This is a genomic window from Microbulbifer maximicatervae (SeqCode), from assembly GCF_052467505.1.
Map to the genome: position 1 here is coordinate 5,186,093 of NZ_CP174313.1, position 18,048 is coordinate 5,204,140.

Genomic DNA, 18,048 nt, shown 5'->3' on the forward strand with positions numbered 1-18,048 from the left:
GTAAAGCGAGATGAAAATTAAAATTGCCATTAATGGTTACGGTCGTATCGGTAGAAATGTCACCCGAGCTATCTATGAATCAGGCTACAGCGATCGTGTTCAATTGGTTGCGATTAATGATCTCGCTCCGGTAGCTTCTAATGCTCACCTGACTCGCTTCGATACTATTCACGGTCGCTTTGGTACAGACGTCAAAGTCGATGGTGATGCTCTGGTTATTGGTGGTGATCGAGTTCAGGTTTGCCAGGAGCGCGACCCTTCCAAATTACCTTGGAAGCAACTGGGTGTGGATTTGGTTTTGGAGTGTACTGGCCGCTTTACCGATCGGGCTTCCGCTTCTGCCCATATTGAAGCCGGTGCCGCTGCAGTGCTGATTTCTGCACCCTCAAAAGATGCGGATCTCACAGTTGTTTACGGTGTAAATGACAGCAATCTCACTGCGGATCACCGTGTGGTATCCAATGCCTCCTGCACTACCAACTGTCTGGCACCTGTAGCTCAAGCACTGCATCGTGAATTGGGTATTGAGCGCGGCTTTATGACCACCGTGCACGCTTATACCAATGACCAGAATACCCAAGATGCAGTGCACGCAGATATTTATCGTGCCCGTGCGGCGGCGGATAATATGATCCCTACCAAAACAGGTGCGGCTGCAGCAGTCGGTTTGGTATTGCCTGAGTTAAAAGGTCGCCTCGATGGTATGGCCGTCCGTGTGCCGGTAAGCAATGTGTCTCTGGTGGACTGCCAGTTTATTTCTGGCCGTGACACCACCGCCGAAGAAGTTAACCGCATCATGCAGGAAGCTGCTAAGGCCAGTGGCGGTGTACTGACCTACTGCGATCAGCCCTTGGTATCTGTAGACTTCAATCACACCAGTGCCTCCAGTCACTTTGATGCCAACCACACCCGTGTGAATGGTAACTTGGTGAAGGTCATGGCTTGGTATGATAACGAGTGGGGCTTCTCCCACCGCATGTTGGATACCAGTTTGGCGATGGCTGAAACGCTTCAGTTGAACCAGCCTGTTGCTGAATCCGCCTGATTCCCCTCATTTACCATATTTTGGTAATTCAATTACTGAGGGCCATTAAATGGACATAGAATTCCTATTTGATAGCCCTCTGAACCTCCTTCTCAAATTATTAGATGACGGGATCTTATGATTCGCCATACAAAAATCGTAGCAACCTTAGGCCCGGGTACGGACAAGCCTCGCGTAATCGATGAAATGATTCGCGCTGGGGTGAACGTTGTACGTCTGAACTTTTCTCACGGATCGGCAGAGGATCACCGACGCCGCGTTACAGAGGTGCGCAACGCCGCCGAAGCGCAGGGAAAAATTGTTGCGGTTTTGGGGGACTTGCAGGGTCCCAAAATCCGCATTGCCCGTTTTGCCAAGGGCAGTGTACAGCTTGAAAACAATGACGAATTTACCCTCGACCTGGATTGCCCGGTTGAAGGGGGAGATGAGCACCGCGTTGGAGTGGATTATCCAAGCCTGATCAGCGACTGCCAGTCCGGCAATATCCTGCTGTTGGATGATGGCAAGATTCGCCTTGAAGTAACCGGCACTACGCCAAGCAAGCTCTATTGCCGGGTTTTACAGGGCGGTAAGCTGTCGAATAACAAGGGCATCAACTTGTTGGGCGGCGGCCTGTCTGCACCGGCTCTGACAGAAAAAGACTACCGGGATATCAAGCTGGCAGCAGATCTCGAAGTGGATTTCCTCGCAGTCAGTTTCCCGCGTTGTGCGGAAGACCTGGATACGGCTCGCAAAGCCATGGCAGAGGCTGGTAGCCAAGCAGCGATTGTCGCCAAAGTTGAAAGGGCCGAAGCTGTTGCCGATGATGAGCAAATGGACAGCCTAATCCTGGCTTCCGATGCGATTATGGTAGCTCGAGGTGACCTGGGGGTAGAGATCGGTGATCCCGCTCTGGTCGGGGTGCAGAAAAAACTGATCAACCGAGCAAATGCTCTCAATCGCGCCGTAATCACTGCAACACAAATGATGGAGTCGATGATTACCAGCCCGACTCCCACCCGTGCCGAGGTGATGGATGTTGCCAATGCGGTGCTAGACGGTACCGATGCAGTTATGCTGTCGGCGGAAACAGCTGCAGGCGATTACCCGGTTGCCGCTGTGGAATCTATGAGTGAAGTGATTATCGGCGCTGAACAGTATTTGGGCAGTGTTCCCTACACTGCAGAGGACCACGGTTCTTCAGCTTTAATCGATACTGTAATTGCCCAGGCGGCGATTGATGTTGCAACGCGCGTGGAGAATCTCTGTGCTGTAGCCGCACTGACCGAGTCTGGTCGCACACCGAGAATGATGTCCCGTGCAAATACTCGCTTGCCGATCTATGCACTGACCCGGCACCCTAAGATCGCGCGCCAGCTGATGCTGTTACGGGGAGTAGAGACAGTGAGCTTTGATCCGGCTTCAGTTCCCCTAGGACATTTAACCGAAGCGGTTATCGAGGTATTAAGCTCTAGAATCGATTTGCATAAAGGGCAGCGGGTACTAATTACCCAGGGGGAGCGCCTCAATATGGGTGGGCATACCAACTCCATGCGGATCAAAGAGATCGAATAGGCTTTCTGAAAAAAGGCCCGGGCACCTGATAATGAGGTTACTGGGCCTACTTCAACCCATACGCGCTTTATTTGCAGTTAACGCTATTTTCCAGCTATTCATGTTTGCTGATTTTCCCCTTTCCCTCAGCCTGTAACTGAATTCTTTTGTGATAAGTGTCACAAATTTAAAGATCCAATTTCGCAGCCTGCCAAACGCTATCTAATTAGATACTTTTATCAATAACGGAATATTGATACTCGCTGTTGAGAAATTATCCAATTACTGTAATCAACTGGACAATAATTGTTCATAGAAATTGTATTGCGGGATATTTTTCTAATACGCAGGTATTATATTTATTTGATTATTAAAAATTAATCGATGATAGTTTTAGTCTAATTCTTCATTACTGAAGTTTTGATCACTGTTCCCGAAAGCTTCGCGACTCAGCTTAACACTTGCTATCTACCGTATTTACCTAATTTGCGGTAACCTCGCGAAGTAGATCTCAGCCCTATGTTTTATTCGGCGCCACCTAGATTCTTAATTTCTTAAGAGTGAAAAGGAAGATAAGAATCTAGTCGTTAGTATTCTTCTAGCACAGCAGCCCTTAAGCTTCCTTTTTTGGATAGAGAATGTTCTTCTCGACGGCTTCGTTGTGTAATGGCGTGGTATTGGCTGGTCTTTCAATTTCGATTTTAATCGACGCCGACAAAGCCCGGAGGAATTATCAGTTGAAGCCACGCTGGTTTCAGCTTGAGGGTATTTTGTTCGAAAAATAGACGGAATCGAAAGCTTACCGGAGTTCTTTGGGGGTTCCCTAATGTTCGCGGGTGAGAAATAACTGAATTAGGTCCCCACTAGGTCCAGATAGGCGTAAGTGTTTAAAGGATTATCATGCAGCTACGTGTTGAAAATAAGCAAGGCATCCAGTACGAAGTGAGAGTAGGGTGGACGTACCCGCTGGGGATTCCGATGCAGGTCGATGCCGGCCACTTGCTTTCGATGTTCGACGATGCGGTTATTGAGAAAATTTACCAGCACTTTTTCAGCCTGGGAGGTAGCTCCTGCAATTTGCTCAGTACCAGTATTCAAGCGGGTACCTCGGGCACAATCTTCCTGGGGCCCCTATCTGAGCCGCCCGGCCACTTGTCCTCTTCTGAACGAGAGATTTATCGCGCTTTAATCCAGAATCGACTGATTATTGAAGAAGAGCCAACAGCAGCTACCGTAATTGCTGACAAACAGGCTGAGTTGATTGCCAAGATTCGTATCGGCCTACAGCAAATTATTGCCCAGGAGAGGGCAGAGGCGGCCCAAATCCAGCAGCAGCATGAGAAGCGTTCAACGCTGGAAAAAGTGGGTGCCTATATTGAAAGTGGCGCGACCGGTTTTGGCAATGCCGCCTGGGGCTTGGCGGTATGGACAAAAGATGTGCTTGAAGTGGCACAAATGCTGAATCCCATGCGCCAGTCTCAAAGGCTGGGTGTTGCCACAGCAAATTACTTCTGGAATGACAAAAGCTTTACAGAATCTGGCCAGGAATATGTCACAGACTTACAAAAAGAAGTGGTGGATGTACTCGGTTTTGACCCTTCAAAGATTACAAAACAGCAACTGGATTTGGCATTTGACGTTGCTCAAATTATTTATGATGATCCGGCCCTGCGCGAGATTATTTTCCGCTTTGCCCAGGATTATGTAAAAGCACAGCACAGTCTGGAAATCACCGAAATAGCCGGCGGTGGTGCCTTTGAAATTATCCTCACTATCGTCCTAGCGGCGATTACGGGGGGCGTTGGCGCCGTTGTAGCTATGGCTAAAAATGCACGCTTGCTAAAGTCCTTTAAAAATGTCGGCGAGCTGATGTTGGACTTGGCCAAACTGAAGAAGCAGCAACAGCTAGTTTCCAAGAAAAAGAGCGGCAACGCTAAGGGAGGGGAAGGCGCTAACTTCTCCGATTTGAGTTCCTCTGAAGCGGCGGCTCCGCCAGCCAGCTCTGGCAGTTCTGGTGGCTCAGGGGCCAGCAGCACTGCCTCAAATTCCAATCAAAGCAATAGTGGTTCCAATAATAATTCAAGTGAGTCGCAAGGTAGCCAAGCGAATAATAGCAACGAGCCGGACAATACCAATAGCGACACCGGGGAAAACCAGAACGGTGACACCTCCCAGTGCAATGCCAATGCCTGTGAAGGTGGTGAACCGATCAACTTAAAAACAGGTGAAGAGCGTCTGACTTTGGTGGATACGGTGCTGGATGGCCCGCTGCCACTAACTCTTGCGCGAACTTACCGCAGCAGTAACGCCAGGGATTTCGGTTTGGGCCACGGCTGGACCCACACGTTGAATGAGCGCCTGGTATGGCGTCCAGGCAAAGCGGTACAGTTTCATGATGCCGAGGGCCGGGTAATCAGCTTACCTGCACCGGGTAATAGCGGCCGCAGCCACAATGTGGTGGAAAATTTATCGTTAACTCGCGTTAACGATGAGCACTGGGTTGTAACTCCCTATGGAGCCCAAAATGGTGTGCAAAAACACTTCAAGGCGACAGGTACTAAAGGGGCTCTAAAACTCTCTGAAATCCGCGACGGCTACGGTAACTATTACCTCTTCCACTATATTGATGAGCGCCTGATTTGTATCGAGAGCAGCCTCGGTGAAGCTCTGCATATCAGCCCGCCCGAAGGGCAGCCCAATAGCCTGCGTATTGGCGAGTTAAAGAAAGAAACTCGCGATGGTCGCATTAAAATACTGGCTCAGTACGAATACAGTGATGAAGGTGATCTGATAAAAGCCACCGATGCGGATGGCTACAGTGAGCAATATGAATATCACCAGCATGTTATTTCCAAGCGCATCCTAAAAACCGGTTACCGCTTTTACTTTGAATGGGATAAAGAAGGCCCATCTGCCCGTTGCGTACGTCAATGGGGTGATGCTATCGACGGGCAGGCTACCTACAACTACAAATTTGCCTGGGATGAGGATGGCCACGGCGTTACCGTAACGGATACTCGTGGGGGACAGGAACGTTACCGCTTTAATGATCGCGCCCTACCGATTTATCACCGCGACCCTGAAGGTGCAGAGACCCTCTACAGCTACAACGATCTGGGCCAAGTTACCAAAGTACAATTGCCCAGCGATGATGGCAGTCGGCGAGAAGAACTCTATAAGTATGATGACCAGGGTCGCTTGATACAAAAGACCGATGCCGCCGGCAATAGCCACCGTATCGAATACAACAGTGAAGGCCTGCCAGCCAAAGTCACAGATCCCAGTGGTAACACCTGGCAGCGTGAATACAACCAGAAAGGCCAGATCGTCACCACCAAAGATCCCCTTGGTAGTAGCACCCGATATAGCTATAACCCGGTGGGCTTGATAGGTAGTGTTACAGACCCATTAGGTAATGCCACCCGCTATCTATGGAACCCCGAGGGCAAGCTGGCAGCGGTCAAAGACCCCATGGGCCGTACCCAGCACTATCGCTATGACGATGCCCGTCGTCTGGAAGAAGTGCAGCATACCCCAGGCCAAATTACTCGCTATGAATACGATGCCCAGGATCGTATCCACGCAGTTATTACCCCAGATGGATCTAGGACTCAGTACAGCTATAACCCCCAAGGGCTGCTTGCGGAAGTTATGGACTCCGAAGGCCGCAGCACCTGCTACGCCTACGACGGCCTCAGTCAGGTTAAGGCACGCACCAACCCGGATGGCAGCCGCCTGGAATACCACTACGACGGCGAGCGCAACCTGGTGGGCCTCACCAACGAAAATGGTGAGCGGTACCAGCTCAAATACGACCTGAACGAACGCCTGATTGAAGAAGTGGGCTTCGACGGACGCGTAACTCGCTACGCCTATAACCGCGCCGGGCACCTGATCAGTTCCAGGGCAGTCACGGATGCTGATACCGGCAAAGGTGTGGACACCATCTTTGAACGCGACCCCTTTGGCCGCCTGTTGGAAGAAGTCACCCCGGATGGTGTAACCAATTTTCGCTATAACCGCAGTGGCCAGTTAATCGAAGCGGAAAACACCCACCGTAAACTGCGCTGGGAATACGATGCTAATGGCCGTGTAACTGCGGATTGGCAGGGCAAAGATAAACTCACCCATAACTACGATGCCGCAGGCAACCGCATTGCCACCACCTTGCCTGATGGTGAAGTGCTCAACTTCGCCTTTAACCCCGCCGGCCAATTCAAGAGCCTGCACCGTCGCCCGGTAGGCAGTAACACCGATCAGCTGATTACTAGCATTAATCACGATGAGCAGGGCAGGGAGAGTCAGCGCCAGCACGGCAATGGGCTGGAGAGCCAGCGAGATTATGATCCTCAAGGGCGCCTGCAAAAGCTGAGCCTGGGCAAGGCCGGTGGTCCAGTGTCAGATCCGACCCAGGAATCTAACTCAATCCTGGAGCGTAGCTACCAGTACAATAAAGCTGGGCAGATTGCCAAAATCGAGGACAGCCTGCGCGGTACTCGCAGCTACCACTACGACGCCCTGGATCGCCTCACCCAGGTTGATGGGCCCAACCCCGAATATTTTGTGCACGACCCTGCCCATAATATTTTGGCCGCCGCTAGATCAGAAGATGAAGCCAAACAGCGGGCCAGTGCCACCCAAGTCAAAGGCAACCGTTTAGCCTTCCGTGGTGATACCCACTACCGTTACGATATCCACGGCAATCGTATCGCCGAGCTACGGGGTAAAGGACAGAAGCTACAGACCCGATACCATTACAATGCTCGTCAACAGTTGGTATGGGTAGAAAAGCTCAAGGTAGAGGAAGGAGCTGAGCAGCTTCAACAAGAGATTCACTACCAATACGACCCTTTGGGTCGCCGCATTGGTAAATCTGCAAACAATGAAAGAGTTGACTTCCTCTGGGATGGTGACGTCCTGCTACGGGAAAACAAAAACGATACGCAAACCAAGCAGGATCTGAATACCCGCACCTACTACTTCGAACCGGGCACCTTTAAACCGGTTGCGCTAAAAGAAGATGAGCAGGTTTACTATTACCACCTGGATCACCTAGGAACGCCTGACACCCTTACTGATAAGGAAGGTGAAGTCGTATGGAGTGTCGCCTATAAAAGCTATGGCAATATTGCTTTAGCCCATAATAATCAGATAGAACAGCCGATCCGCTTCCAAGGGCAGTACTTCGATGAGGAGACTGGGCTGCACTACAATCGGTTTAGGTATTATGATCCTGAGGTTGGGGAGTTTACTCAGCAGGATCCAATTGGGCTATTGGGGGGGGCAAATAATTATCGGTATGTGCCGAATCCAGTTAGATGGATAGACCCCTTTGGACTTTCTTGCAAAGAGGGTTCCGCAGTAATAAAAATGTATAAAGAGGGAAGGCAAGTACACTTTGTTGTTGAAGTGCATCACAATGATACCATCATGGTAACAGAGCAGCAAAGCTCAGGTAACTTTGGAAGCACAGCAGAAATTGTAGATGAAGATTTCTCAGCAATGTTGGGAATGGAACCTGAAAATTTAATAACTATTAAATTGCCTGATGCCCAGGCTGCAATTGAATATCAGAAGAGCAGAGCGGGAACACCTGATGGAGCTTATTGTGTAGAGAGTAATAGTTGCCTTACACATGTTTTTGATGTTCTAAAAGCTGGTGGTAAAGAAGATGCTCCAAATAACTCTAAGAGTTTAACCGCAGCTAAGTATCTAAAAAAACTTGAAAAAGAGGGGGGGTAAATTTTGAGTGAAAGAGATGAATTGGTGAGAATGGGGGAAAAACTCGTTGAAAAATTTAGTGAAAAATTAGATCAAAGAGAGGGGGGAGATTTATGGCGAAAAGATGTAGTTTTGGCATGTGAGATATTGCTGGATTATCTGCGTGCCAAGCCAGTTGAAATAGATAAAGTTTTGCTTTTAGCCCACGTTTTTCAAAAAAAACATGAGCTAAATAAACCCCCGGTAGTTTCTTATTGGTGCAGAAAAATAACTGAGTGCTTGTTGCAAGAGCAGTCTTAATCTAAGGCTATAGATAAATATTAAGTATGCAGTTTTAATCTTGTATGCCCAGAGAGTTAGATTTTGAAAAATAATATTAATAGACTGAGCATTAGCGGTTAATTTTTGGGGTGGGGCTAACAGGAAACGTAAATCCTTTGGGGAATACTGAGGTAAGCCTTGGGCGGTTAAAGGTATACCTTATCCAGTAATATAGCATCTAGGATGCCCTCTAATTAGATGATTGTTAATTAATGCTAGCAGAGTATTTCCCAGCGATTTTAGAGGTGAAAGGAAACTTGATTCTGATTAGTATGGTTCAGGAACGGGTGATATAACGAAGTCAGCACAGGTAATTTGCAATGATATTATCGGATCGGTGGAATAGCATCGAATTAGTCAGGGGTAGCGAATTTGCCCCACGTACTCAACCTTTGTTTAGCATGCAGCAGACTTCTCACACTGCCTTCCTCGTCCTCACCAAGCCTTTAAAGTAGCTTTCATTGTTTAGATAGAATCAGCATTTTGGTGAGATGTTAAGCTGATTGAGGGTGGTGGGAGAATTATGGCAAAATACAACCCGTTTTTTTGGGTTTAGATTTCAGCTACTCCAGCTTATCAGCTCCGAATATCAATCCATCTCAATAGGAAGTTGTTTAGGGTTATTCGGGCCCTCGTTGCATATAGATGATTGAATTTCTTTTGGCTGGCGGCCGGTATTGCATAAATATATAGTCGCATAACGCCGTGTCTATGTTTTATACACATCTTTTAAGGTTGCACCGCAGCACTAGCTTAATGTAGCCCCAAAAAGTTACATAGTTTATATCCAATAGTACCGTTTGTAGACCTGAAGGCCATCAAAACCTATAACAAATAGTGGATTCTCTCAGACTTGTACGTTTATAGGACAAGTAAGATCCTCTTTCTCGCCTTATTTTACATCTGAATTGATTGAGGAAATATTTCTTTTACTAGTTCAGAGCTTAACCAGAGGGCTGATATGAACAGAAATACTTGTGTATAAAATTTAGCGCCGTGTTGGTAGATCATAAAGTAAGCTTAACTATCAATACCGTACCGCCTATATCCTATGCCTGATAATGAAATGCTCAATTGCGCCTATAACTTGACTGGCTAGCTTCCGCACAATTGTTCCCTAGACAGTGATGCCGAGTATACTTGATCTCTAAAGAAGAATTTCTTGTAACTCCATTGGAAACAAGATTAGGGGCATGAATGCCAAGCCTACAAATAGAAGTAAGCTTGATGCAACGCTAGAAAAATATAAAGAGGCTCATAAAATGGGAGAGAAGATGAATGATAGAGAGGTAAGGATACCTCGAATATATTTAAGAAAGATCGAAAAAGTAATTGGTGTTGTTACTCCAGATGAAGAAAGTAAGTTTGCTGATTTTCAGGAAGTCGATGAATTAACGAGGAATCGTGTTAGAGAAATTTATTATCAGCTGGCTGAGTTGAGGGCTGAGGCATATCTTAAATATCTTTTATCAAGAAATATTGATCGTGGACATATGTTTTCTTTTGTACTCGATGTCATAATTGGGGGTATGGACCAGGATGAATGGCTTAAAGAAAAGCTTGGGCAATCAGATAGCGATTAAGTTTGGAGCTTGATTTAGGGGGGCCATAGAATGTAGAAAGAGATGAACAATCCTGGACGCCCAGAGATAGGAGGGAGGTGCTAACAGCAAACTGGATATCTAAAGAATGGAGAACCTGAAGCTAGGCTAGAATTCTTGCGCTACTGCCTGGTAGTCGGTATATCTTTCTCAAATTAAATGGCGATTTGGCGTTAAAAGTTTTTCTGGGGAGCCCATAGAGGATCAAGTGGAGTGTAGAGTCGAGAGCGATGAAATCTAGGGATAGTTGAAGCGGATTTCAGTAATTTAGCTAAGAAACGCTGGCAATCGCGCCGCCCGTGTACCCAGCGTTTATTTTGCTGAGCACAGGCCTGATGTACCGCTTCCGCCGAGCCCACCAAACGTTTAAAGCGGCTTTCAAAATTGCAGTTTAAGTAGAGCCAGTGTTTTGGCGAAATACCCAGCCGATTTAAAATAGGTGGGATGTTTTCGGAAATAGCGCCGCGCTTTTTAGGGTGCAGCTGCCGGCCACTCCATTCTAGCAGCTCTAAATAGTGATCCAGCTGAAAAGGCAAGATCCTGGCGCTCCCCGTCCACCAGTGGGAGTAGGCTTTTGGGCTGCTGGCCTGAGATGACTGTGTGAAAGCGTTGCTAGATCGAAATGTAATCGGACTCTTCTGGAGTTTTAGTGATACCGGCACGGATAGGGTTGAGGTCCACATAAGCGAGGCAGGCGGCAATGGCTCTTTCATCCAGCAAGGCCTGAGACTTGAAACGCCCTTTCCAGAAACGACCGGTGCAGTTGTCCTCGGCATTGGCCTGGCGTGCGATGGACTCGTTCAGGCAGCGCATAAACCAGCTGATATTCATTAGGTGCTCCCGCCATTGGGACAAGAATTCTTTTAGCCTGTTTACTTCAGCGTGATCGAGGGTATCGCCTTGAATATAGCGCTGGGCTAAGCTAGAGGCTTTGAAGAACTTTTGCCAGCGAGTAATTAACTTATCAGCAGATTCTGTGTCGATGTATAGCATTATGTGGTAGTGATTACTTATTACCGCATAGGCAGCAATATCTAACGCAAATACCTCGGCCAACTTATACATACGGCTTTCAATCCATTCGCGTCGATACTCGTAATTTTTTTCAGATTCAGTATCTCTGCCACAAAGAAATGCACGCCGCACACAGATGGCAATACTTAAAGAAAATTATCCAGAAGGAAAAACTCGTAAACTGAAATTGACCTGACGGAGCACTTTTTTAAAAACTGGTAACTGTCAGATCGAGTCTGAACTACTACATTTAATACATACCCTTTAAGCCAATTTAAAGTCTCCGCTGCCTCCAAATAATAAAGCAGTTTAGTTTGTCTCTGCCAAACAATTTTGATACCAGGTTCACTATCGCTGCTTTGCCCCAGATAGCTTCCAGTGCCCGTCTGCCTACGATTTATATCTCTCATATTTGGAGGTTAATTTGGTGAGGGGTTTCTATCTTGTTTTATCCGAACCATATGCCACTATTTTTCAGCTCAGACATTCGTCCACAGCTCATCAATTCATTCTTTTCAGATTAAAATAGTAATCCAACTGAGAGGGTGGGTTGTCAAGCTGTTCAAGTCTTAGTCGTCTATGAGAGATTTCTCTCTAGTATATTTGTAAAAAAATAACTCTGTATTTCATATGGTGTTACTTATGTTAGCAATCTAGGCTTTTGTAGCTTATTGGTCTCTCTTCCTAGAGCAATGATGAGAGATGGTATACCTTTCATCTCAAATTTTAACCAAAAAAAATTAAATAAAGAGTTTGCTAGGTGTGCTTGACTGTATGATGGTTGCAATAGTCAATAATGTTGTCTTTTATCTGTAATAGAACTTTTTTTCACGCGAAATTGAGTCTCAGTTTCTCGAAGGCTACATAATCATTTTTTGTGAGATTGTTCATCAGGTTTTAAATCCATTTACTCCTGGCTTGAAATGTGGATGAAAAATTCCTCAATTGAGATTTTGTGGTTTTTTTGGGTTTTGTATGACGCTTGTTTCGCAGTCCATAGTTTTTTTACTTGTCTTGATTACGGTTTTGCTCGAATGAGAGGGTGGTAATGAGGATTGGATTTTAGTCGCTTACATAGATTTTATTTTCGTTGATCTAATTTTATTTATCTGCAACCATTAAAAGCAGGTGGGTTTTATTTGAAAAGAATAATCTTAAATTTGTGACAGCATCTTGATGGTGTGGTCAAAAAAATAGATTCTCCAACCTTTGATCGATAAGGAATGTGATGAAAACTGTTCAGTTTGGAAAAGTAATAATTCATAAAAAAGAACAAGCCAGTGGTAATGAGGCGATCCTTTACGCACATGGTTCATTTGATAACGGCTCTTTTGGTAAGGCTGAATTGCCAGAGAATTTGGCTCTATACTTCTACTCATTTCATGGTTCGGCGTCTTCTGATCATGCAGTCAGGAGTTTGACAAAAACAGGTAAGCCTGCCAATGAGGAAAATAGTAAAGAAAAATTTGGAACTTTAGAGTTCCTAAATATGGGGTCAGGAAAAGTTCACTCGATAGCTGGTGGTGGTGCGAGTATTTATAATTATAATCTCTCATATAATGAAAAAAGCCCTGGTCATGTGGATAATATTAAGAAGGCTTGGCAAAGTGGTCTTCATGATCATGATTTGATTTTGGTTGAAGAAGGAGCCCGTATTCATTTGGATGATGTCCTAAAAGTCATTACTGAAAATAAGCTAGGTTATAACAAGCTTCACTTTACTGCCTGCCGCTCGCCGAGCAGCGGAAATGATCTTAGCTCTCAAAAACAGTGGGGTTAATTTAGAGTAGAGTGTTGACTCTAGTTTAAAAACTGTAGAATTTATAAAGGCCACTTACCTTCATGGCCACAGAAGGTAAGTGGCCTTTGTTATTTGTGATTGGCCTTTTGAATTAGGTGCTCTAGTGGTTGGAATATCTTTTTATTGTTAGCCCCAGTTGGTGCGAGCTGTTTTTGCGATGATGTATCATAAAAAATATAACTGTCCGCTTTGTTGAAATAAAATTCGGTATTTTTTATTGGAATTTTACCTGTCAGTAATTTCAGGTTCCCCAATTTTTGTTCGCATTTTTAAGTGAGTTGCACCTTGTGTTTTCCGTGAGAGAATTTCATATGTAACTAATTTAAGAGAAAAATGTATCTGCTTTTTGTTTTTTGGGGTTTTTATTTTTTTATATTTACATTTTTTTTGTTGAACGTTACGCCTTGTTAAAGAGTTTGGTGTCATTATCATCAATTTAAGAATTGGTGCTATTGACAAAAGTTTATGGAAGCGTGGAAAGTTGGCGGGCTCTTATGGGAGTGTAAATAAATAATAAAATTAAGGCTTAGGTTATGAGAAAGACTGTTTCCAATATCTCGATAAAAACTGCTCTATCATTGTGCATGCTTGCTTCATCAACTATAGGTTTTGCTCAGAGTGTTTCTTCGGTTGAGGCTGCCAACAATAGCGTTGAGCTAAAGCGCTGCGGTACAGACCACCCATCAATTCAGGAAGCTGCATTAAAAGAGCAGCATTTTTCTACTCTGCGTGGTATATCAAGCGATAGAAGTGTGGCACACACATTGCGGCCCGCAGGTTCTGTAGAAGTTGATGTTTACTTTCATGTAATTACTGACTCAGCTAATAATGGAGCACTTTCTAATAGTGAGATTAATACGCAAATGGATGTGTTGAATGATGCTTACGCAAATACTCCATTTACTTTTAACTTAGTTTCAACCACTGTTACAGCAAATAATTCTTGGTATAACGTTGGTTACAATTCTTCGGCTGAGCAGTCAATGAAATCTTCCTTACGAGTTGGCGATGCCGGGGATTTGAATATCTATGTAGCTGAAATTAGTGATGGCCTACTTGGGTGGGCTACATTCCCAAGTAGTTACTCCTCTGATCCACTTGATGACGGCGTGGTAATTTTAACTGGTTCTGTACCTGGAGGTGATGCTGCGCCCTACAATGAGGGGGACACCTTAACTCACGAGGTTGGCCACTGGTTGGGTCTTTATCACACATTCCAAGGAGGATGTTTTGGCCGGGGGGACTACGTCTCAGATACCCCTGCGGAGAGATCGGCTGCTTATGGCTGCCCTGTTGGTCGGGATACCTGTACCAGGGGAAGAAATGCTGAAGGGGAAGATCCGGTAACTAACTTTATGGATTACACTGACGATAGCTGTATGTACGAGTTCACTGAAGGTCAGGCCACTCGCGCAGATGAACAAAGCGCGACTTATCGTGGTCTTTAACAGTTAAGGGGGGGCTTGTCCCCCCTTCTTTAATTATGAATAAAGAACATTATTTATTTTTAGTGCTGAGTTTATTTGTTTTTGCTAGCCCGGGTCTATTGGCTCAAAGGCTAGCTGTTCCAGAGTACGTGACTTGTAATCGAAACCAATTAACTTCATGGCAGGGAGATATCACAAAACTTGTGCGAGCGAAAGATGGAGTCATGCTTTGGATTGCTACTGACCATGGAACAAATGAGGTTCTAAACCTAACTATGCCAAATTGGAAGGAGGTTCTCGGGCAGTTCCGCATCCATGGCCGTAATTTTCATTCCAGCGATTGGGGGAAACTCATTGATACTAAGGGGAAGCTTAAGGTGGGAATGAAAGCGATTGTTTGGTTATGTAATACTGAAGGTATAAGCCCGGTAATCAATTGGCAGCCACCCTCAGGGTGAAATCTTACTACAGGCGGAGAAAGAAAATTTTTGAATCTTATGCTTAAGCGATTATTTTGAGTACATAAGGTTCTGAGATCAAAAGTATATTGGTGTGATTTTATCCGTGACATAAATTGCAAGAAATAGAACTATAAAAGTGCCCGCTATCCATATACTCGATTCCACTAAAGATAAAGAATACATTTCCATTTTAGGCGTTTCTGCTTGTGAGGTAGCATGGATGTGCGGTGCTGAATTTGAGGCGCATTCATGTGAGCAATGACCAAAATTGGGCGCGGCTCCATCTTTTCCCGGAAGAGTCATACATCCATGTTTTAAGTGATTTTTTACCAACCAATAGTTAATAGGGTAAGCAATGATACCCCCAACAATGGTTGCCAAGCTCATACGAAACCAAAAGGTAGCATTTGTTGGGTCTTCAGAGTGTGGCCATATGGAAGTCAGTATCACCATAGCGGGTATCATTCCAGCCATAACCATATTCATCGATACAGTTTCAGCAAAGAAAGTTTTACCCACTGCTTTTAAGTAGTTTCCCTGATACATACTTCGCATCATCAATGCCTGAAAAATAAACAAACCACAAACAAAGCCAGCCAAGTACTCAATTATGGAGTCCCATCCATTGGTGAGGCCCAGTGTGGGTACAATAGATGCTGCGATAAGGATCCCTGTTGCATCACCTGCAAGACAATGCATTTCGCTATTTACACTTTGCTTCCATGTGGCCCTAGTGAATTGATCGTGGCCGCCAGGAAAAGGACGGCGACAGGTGAGTAGGTAGAAGATTAAGCCGATAACACCGGTATAAAGAATTACTAATACCCAAGCCAGGCGCTGAACCCAGCTGGTTGGCGCATTAGTGATTGAGTCCCAAATAATAAAAACTAGGCTGAGACTCGTAAGAATAAACCAAACAAGCATTGCTCCGGTTAACATATAGGCTACCCATGATTGAGGGGGCGATATAAAACAATTATATCTTCTGAGCAATCAAGTAGGCGTGTAATTCTGGTGGTTGATCGTACTCCAGATGTCTACAAATACAACCAGATGAAATAAGAAGTTGTATAAATTTATTTGTGCCTAACGTAGAGTAGTATAATTCCGGTCCCATCGCATTATTCGTATGATAGTCCTCTTTATCTGTTCCACCAAAGGAGAATATTAGAACGCCTTCCTTGTTTAAGTAAGACGCTAGATTCCTTATTGTTTCCTCTTGTTTTTCAATTGGTATATGCCAGATGCTATCCCACGCACTTATAAAGTCATATTTTCTTGTGGCTTTCCACTTACATATATCCTCTAGATAGAAGTTGACAGTAGGGTGCTTATCCCTGGCGATCTCTATCATTTTCTCAGAAACATCAATTCCCTCGGGAGAAAATCCTTCAGTTAGCAGAAGCTCGATATGCCTTCCTGTACAACCACACCCTACATCTAGTGCAGAGCCTCTATTTTTTACAAAGCCAAGTGCCCGCTTATACTGGCTAATACCGTTGTTCCTGTTGAACTCTTTACGTTCCCATAGATGTGTGATGGTATCGTATGCTATCCCGGTTTGTTTCGGTTCCATAATTGTAAATTCTGTTTATGAGTTTTATATAATGATTGCTGCACGTTTTTTGTTTTTTAGATTCGTTAGAGTTTGATTTATTTGAGGCGAATACTTCAACACCTATAATTATAACGGTCGCCATGAGTATCCACGTGAGCCACTTCATGCCATTTTAAGCTAGTGTAACTTGTAGTGGGTTGCCAATAAGGTAATCCATCAATGGTTGCCTCATAAGGGCGCCGTGAATGGCTGTTAATAGAGCTGAAAAAATTAGAATTCTAAATGGAAGTCTGTATTTGAACAGTTTGTCCTGTATCAGGATATATAGAACTATTGCAGTGACGCCATACATCGATTGATGTCAATAGAGCTATATATGCTTCTATTTTGGTATTCCCTGGTCGATAAATCCAGAATCAACACCAAACCAAAAGCTTCCATCCATATTGTTAAAATACATATATCTTATATTTCCACCACTTGGAACTGGGGTCTTGCTTGTAAATTTCTCTTTTTCTGTGTTAAAGGCAAAAATGATATTTGGAACCTCTCCAGTATCAGCGAGCCAAAGTTGGTTATTGTTGTCCAGTGCTGTTCCGTAGGGGCGTGGATTCTTACTGGGTAGCTTCCACTCTTTAAACTCCTTGGTCGTCGGAGTATAACGCCCCAAATAGCCTTCTGGATAATCTACGTACCAAATATTGCCGGTAGGATCGATTTCCAGTCTGCGAGGGCGAGCATTTGGGCGTGGCAGGTTAACCTCATTTATGGTCATGGTTTTTGCGTCTACGCGAGCTAACTTATTGGTGCCGAATAGCGCTATCCAGGGGTTTCCCTGGGCATCAATCTTAATACCATAGGGGCGGGCATTAGCGGTTGTTGGGGTGACACTTAGAACTTTGCCACTCTGTACATTTAGCAGGCCTATGCGGTTACTTTGCTGGGCTGTGAACCAGATATTTCCCTCTCGATTGAAGACTAGCGTATGTAGGTCTTTGATACCTTCAGGCATTGGATATTGTTTAATTTGTCCATTATTGGTGTCTAATCGCCCAATATGCGCATTGCGATTACCTGCATACCAAACAATATCGTTTGAATCCACAATCAGGTTATGAGGATGAGTACCTTCAGGTATTTCATACTGCTTAAACTCTTCAGAAGTGGGTGTAAACTTCCCGATGTAGTTACCCGCTTGTCCACAGAACCAGACATTCCCTTTACTGTCCACATGCGGGTCTCTGGGGAGCCCCTCCCAAGGCACCTTCCATTCGTTTAATTTAAGTTTGTCAGGTAAGTTATCTTCTTGAACAACGGCGTTCGCCAGTAGGAAAGGGAGTGTGGTAAATAGCATGACTAAGGGAAGATGATAAATTCGCCAGGAATGAATACGCATTTTTCTCTCCAAGAGTTATCTATGTTAGTAATCAGTCATGCTGTGATATAAGGCGCCTAGATATATAGCATTTAAAGCATAGGTGAATTTAGGTTAGAGTTGTCTGACTCCAGTCATTATATGTAGTGAGCTGAGCTTCCTCATCTCATTAAAAATATATGATTTGCGGG

General features: G+C 44.9%; 13 protein-coding genes. 8 read left to right on the forward strand and 5 right to left on the reverse strand.

The window, feature by feature from the left end:
* The first annotated feature begins 10 nt into the window (after nucleotides 1-10).
* The 5 genes from gap (at nucleotide 11) to ACJJIN_RS22660 (ending at nucleotide 10,203) form a co-directional block, all read left to right on the forward strand.
* Nucleotides 11-1,045, forward strand: a complete 1,035-nt coding sequence (gene gap, locus ACJJIN_RS22640) for a type I glyceraldehyde-3-phosphate dehydrogenase (RefSeq protein WP_444896303.1) — start codon at nucleotides 11-13, stop codon at nucleotides 1,043-1,045.
* 117 nt (nucleotides 1,046-1,162) lie between these two features.
* Complete coding sequence (gene pyk, locus ACJJIN_RS22645; RefSeq protein WP_444896304.1) at nucleotides 1,163-2,599, forward strand: pyruvate kinase; 1,437 nt, start codon at nucleotides 1,163-1,165, stop codon at nucleotides 2,597-2,599.
* Between the two features lie 879 nt (nucleotides 2,600-3,478).
* A complete protein-coding gene (locus ACJJIN_RS22650) occupies nucleotides 3,479-8,320 on the forward strand; it encodes an RHS repeat-associated core domain-containing protein (RefSeq protein ID WP_444896305.1) in 4,842 nt (1,613 codons plus the stop codon).
* Nucleotides 8,321-8,323: 3 nt separating this feature from the next.
* Nucleotides 8,324-8,599: a hypothetical protein gene (locus ACJJIN_RS22655; RefSeq protein WP_444896306.1), complete on the forward strand. Its 276-nt coding sequence runs from the start codon at nucleotides 8,324-8,326 to the stop codon at nucleotides 8,597-8,599.
* Between the two features lie 1,214 nt (nucleotides 8,600-9,813).
* On the forward strand, nucleotides 9,814-10,203 hold the full coding sequence (locus ACJJIN_RS22660) for a hypothetical protein (protein ID WP_444896307.1): 390 nt from the start codon (nucleotides 9,814-9,816) through the stop codon (nucleotides 10,201-10,203).
* Between the two features lie 191 nt (nucleotides 10,204-10,394).
* On the opposite strand, the gene ACJJIN_RS22665 is transcribed toward ACJJIN_RS22660, so the two are convergent.
* Both ACJJIN_RS22665 and ACJJIN_RS22670 read right to left on the reverse strand, forming a co-directional pair.
* Complete coding sequence (locus ACJJIN_RS22665; RefSeq protein ID WP_444896308.1) at nucleotides 10,395-10,757, reverse strand: hypothetical protein; 363 nt, start codon at nucleotides 10,755-10,757, stop codon at nucleotides 10,395-10,397.
* Between the two features lie 76 nt (nucleotides 10,758-10,833).
* Complete coding sequence (locus tag ACJJIN_RS22670) at nucleotides 10,834-11,367, reverse strand: nitrogen fixation protein NifB (protein ID WP_444896309.1); 534 nt, start codon at nucleotides 11,365-11,367, stop codon at nucleotides 10,834-10,836.
* A 1,096-nt stretch (nucleotides 11,368-12,463) separates the two neighbouring features.
* Between ACJJIN_RS22670 and ACJJIN_RS22675 the strand changes: the two genes are divergently transcribed.
* From ACJJIN_RS22675 to ACJJIN_RS22685, 3 genes are all read left to right on the forward strand, one after another.
* Nucleotides 12,464-13,015 (forward strand): putative adhesin, encoded by a 552-nt coding sequence (locus ACJJIN_RS22675; RefSeq protein WP_444896310.1) that lies wholly within the window; start codon nucleotides 12,464-12,466, stop codon nucleotides 13,013-13,015.
* Nucleotides 13,016-13,569: 554 nt separating this feature from the next.
* A complete protein-coding gene (locus tag ACJJIN_RS22680) occupies nucleotides 13,570-14,484 on the forward strand; it encodes a zinc metalloprotease (protein ID WP_444896311.1) in 915 nt (304 codons plus the stop codon).
* 35 nt (nucleotides 14,485-14,519) lie between these two features.
* Nucleotides 14,520-14,921 carry a hypothetical protein gene (locus tag ACJJIN_RS22685; RefSeq protein WP_444896312.1) on the forward strand — a complete coding sequence of 134 codons (402 nt, stop codon included), beginning with the start codon at nucleotides 14,520-14,522 and terminating at the stop codon, nucleotides 14,919-14,921.
* A gap of 78 nt (nucleotides 14,922-14,999) precedes the next feature.
* Here ACJJIN_RS22685 and ACJJIN_RS22690 read toward each other — a convergent pair whose 3' ends face one another.
* The 3 genes from ACJJIN_RS22690 to ACJJIN_RS22700 all read right to left on the reverse strand — a co-directional run bounded on the left by ACJJIN_RS22690 (nucleotide 15,000) and on the right by ACJJIN_RS22700 (nucleotide 17,878).
* Nucleotides 15,000-15,863: a DUF4396 domain-containing protein gene (locus ACJJIN_RS22690; protein WP_444896313.1), complete on the reverse strand. Its 864-nt coding sequence runs from the start codon at nucleotides 15,861-15,863 to the stop codon at nucleotides 15,000-15,002.
* A gap of 37 nt (nucleotides 15,864-15,900) precedes the next feature.
* The gene (locus ACJJIN_RS22695; RefSeq protein WP_444896314.1) at nucleotides 15,901-16,500 is read right to left on the reverse strand and encodes a class I SAM-dependent DNA methyltransferase; all 600 of its coding nucleotides are present in this window, start codon (nucleotides 16,498-16,500) and stop codon (nucleotides 15,901-15,903) included.
* 364 nt (nucleotides 16,501-16,864) lie between these two features.
* Nucleotides 16,865-17,878 (reverse strand): Vgb family protein, encoded by a 1,014-nt coding sequence (locus ACJJIN_RS22700; RefSeq protein WP_444896315.1) that lies wholly within the window; start codon nucleotides 17,876-17,878, stop codon nucleotides 16,865-16,867.
* Between the last annotated feature and the right edge of the window lie 170 nt (nucleotides 17,879-18,048).

Coding starts and splice junctions, on each gene's coding strand:
- gap (WP_444896303.1), top strand. CDS start 11: ATGAAAATTAAAATTGCCATTAATGGTTACGGTCGTATCGGTAGAAAT.
- pyk (WP_444896304.1), top strand. CDS start 1,163: ATGATTCGCCATACAAAAATCGTAGCAACCTTAGGCCCGGGTACGGAC.
- ACJJIN_RS22650 (WP_444896305.1), top strand. CDS start 3,479: ATGCAGCTACGTGTTGAAAATAAGCAAGGCATCCAGTACGAAGTGAGA.
- ACJJIN_RS22660 (WP_444896307.1), top strand. CDS start 9,814: ATGAATGCCAAGCCTACAAATAGAAGTAAGCTTGATGCAACGCTAGAA.
- ACJJIN_RS22675 (WP_444896310.1), top strand. CDS start 12,464: ATGAAAACTGTTCAGTTTGGAAAAGTAATAATTCATAAAAAAGAACAA.
- ACJJIN_RS22680 (WP_444896311.1), top strand. CDS start 13,570: ATGAGAAAGACTGTTTCCAATATCTCGATAAAAACTGCTCTATCATTG.
- ACJJIN_RS22685 (WP_444896312.1), top strand. CDS start 14,520: ATGAATAAAGAACATTATTTATTTTTAGTGCTGAGTTTATTTGTTTTT.
- ACJJIN_RS22690 (WP_444896313.1), bottom strand. CDS start 15,863: ATGTTAACCGGAGCAATGCTTGTTTGGTTTATTCTTACGAGTCTCAGC.
- ACJJIN_RS22695 (WP_444896314.1), bottom strand. CDS start 16,500: ATGGAACCGAAACAAACCGGGATAGCATACGATACCATCACACATCTA.
- ACJJIN_RS22700 (WP_444896315.1), bottom strand. CDS start 17,878: ATGCGTATTCATTCCTGGCGAATTTATCATCTTCCCTTAGTCATGCTA.